This window comes from Staphylococcus sp. EG-SA-2 (assembly GCF_017152085.1).
In genome coordinates this window covers 1-2,339 of the sequence record NZ_JACYHC010000632.1, presented here as the reverse complement: position 1 = coordinate 2,339, position 2,339 = coordinate 1, and the positions used below count along the sequence as shown (strand labels likewise).

The 2,339-nt window shown below is 33.5% G+C and carries 4 protein-coding genes; all 4 read left to right on the top strand.

What is annotated here, in order from left to right; all coding sequences use genetic code 11:
• Window positions 1–267 (top strand): sugar phosphate isomerase family (locus IDG60_RS11380; protein WP_481906088.1); only part of this gene is annotated, 267 nt, incomplete at its 5' end.
• Window positions 268–634: 367 nt separating this feature from the next.
• Window positions 635–1,063 (top strand): galactose-6-phosphate isomerase subunit LacA, encoded by a 429-nt coding sequence (lacA, locus tag IDG60_RS11375; RefSeq protein ID WP_000974608.1) that lies wholly within the window; start codon window positions 635–637, stop codon window positions 1,061–1,063.
• A gap of 15 nt (window positions 1,064–1,078) precedes the next feature.
• Window positions 1,079–1,594: a galactose-6-phosphate isomerase subunit LacB gene (gene lacB / locus IDG60_RS11370; protein ID WP_000684743.1), complete on the top strand. Its 516-nt coding sequence runs from the start codon at window positions 1,079–1,081 to the stop codon at window positions 1,592–1,594.
• A gap of 12 nt (window positions 1,595–1,606) precedes the next feature.
• Window positions 1,607–2,339: tagatose-6-phosphate kinase (lacC, locus tag IDG60_RS11365; RefSeq protein ID WP_156979334.1), on the top strand; the 733-nt coding region annotated here is incomplete at its 3' end.

Sequence of the window (2,339 nt, the reverse complement as noted above, 5' to 3'; positions counted from 1 at the left end):
GAAAAACTAAGATTTAGCAAGATGTTCTTTAGTAGTAACGCAGTAAATAAAGGTGCTGTGATGACATCTACATTAGATGAAGCCTATACGCAACAATTGGCACTAAGTAATTCAATTGAAAAATACTTGTTAATCGATCATACGAAAGTTGGCAAAGAAGATTTTACATCATTTTGTCAGTTAAACGAATTGACTGCAGTGGTCATGGACTATGAAGATGAAGAAAAAGTAGAAACGATTAAAACATATATTGAAGTAGTCGACTAAATTAAAAGTATAACTGCATTGTTAAAATATGTATCTATATGCTCATAAGTGAATGTGAATTTGCATTCATTTATGGGCTATTTTTTATGCAAATTTATGTAAACGGGAACCTCGACAAAGTTTTACTACAATTTCAGACGAATACCTAATTAAAACAACACCACAGTATGAATGTTCACTTATTGTTTGAAAATATGTCATAAACAAACAGATTATAAACATATTATGTTGATTTATTGTTTGTTTATGTTTATAATTTAAACGTAATCAAATTGAAAGCCTTTTCTCAAGATTTTCATAAGCTACAAATAAATATGTCATATTTTAAGAAAGGTATTTCAAAATTAAAGTAAAAAGGAGTCTTATTATGGCGATTATTATTGGTTCAGATGAAGCTGGCAAACGATTAAAAGAAGTCATCAAATCATACTTATTAGACAATAAATATGATGTTGTTGACGTAACAGAAGGACAGGAAGTTGACTTTGTTGATGCAACTTTGGCTGTAGCAAAAGATGTTCAAAGTCAAGAAGGTAACTTAGGTATTGTTATCGATGCATTTGGTGCAGGTAGCTTTATGGTTGCTACAAAAATCAAAGGCATGATTGCTGCTGAAGTATCAGATGAACGCTCTGGATATATGACTAGAGGCCATAACAATTCAAGAATGATCACTATGGGATCTGAAATTGTTGGAGACACATTAGCGAAAAATGTCGTTAAAGGTTTTGTTGAAGGTAAATACGATGGTGGTAGACACCAAATCCGCGTAGATATGCTTAATAAAATGTGCTAAGGAGGAAAAATTACTATGAAGATTGCATTAGGATGCGACCATATTGTTACAGATACAAAAATGCGTGTATCTGAATTTTTAAAATCAAAAGGACATGAAGTCATTGACGTAGGAACATACGATTTTACAAGAACACATTATCCAATTTTTGGTAAAAAAGTTGGCGAACAAGTTGTTAGCGGTAATGCAGACTTAGGTGTTTGTATTTGTGGAACAGGTGTTGGTATTAACAATGCTGTAAATAAAGTACCTGGCGTTCGTTCAGCACTAGTACGTGATATGACATCAGCGTTATATGCTAAAGAAGAATTAAATGCGAACGTTATTGGCTTTGGTGGACGTATTATAGGTGAGTTATTAATGTGCGATATTATCGATGCATTTATTAACGCTGAATATAAAGCAACTGAAGAGAACAAAAAATTAATCGCTAAAATTAAACATTTAGAAACAAGCAATGCAGATCAAGCTGATCCACATTTCTTTGATGAATTCTTAGAAAAATGGGACAGAGGCGAATACCACGATTAAGGGACGACACATATGATTTTAACTTTAACATTAAATCCATCCGTTGATATTTCATATCCATTAACAGCATTGAAATTAGATGATGTTAATCGTGTTCAAGAAGTAAGTAAAACAGCTGGTGGTAAAGGTTTAAATGTAACAAGAGTACTTGCGCAAGTAGGCGAGCCAGTCCTTGCGAGTGGTTTTATTGGCGGTGAATTAGGTCAATTTATTGCTAAAAAATTAGATCATGCCGACATCAAGCATGCATTTTATAACATTAAGGGTGAAACACGAAACTGCATTGCAATTTTACATGAAGGGCAACAAACAGAAATTTTAGAGCAGGGACCGGAGATTGATAATCAAGAGGCTGCAGGATTTATTAAACATTTTGAACAATTATTAGAAAAAGTTGAAGCAGTTGCTATTTCAGGTAGCTTACCTAAAGGATTAAATCAAGATTATTATGCACAAATTATTGAACGATGCCAAAACAAAGGTGTGCCTGTGATATTGGACTGCTCGGGTGCAACTTTGCAAACAGTTTTGGAAAATCCATACAAACCAACAGTCATTAAACCAAACATTTCTGAACTATATCAATTGCTTAACCAGCCACTTGATGAAAGTTTAGAAAGTTTGAAACAGGCAGTGTCACAACCCTTATTCGAAGGGATTGAGTGGATTATTGTGTCTTTAGGTGCACAAGGTGCATTCGCTAAGCACAATCATACATTCTATAGAGTGAATATTCCGACAATAA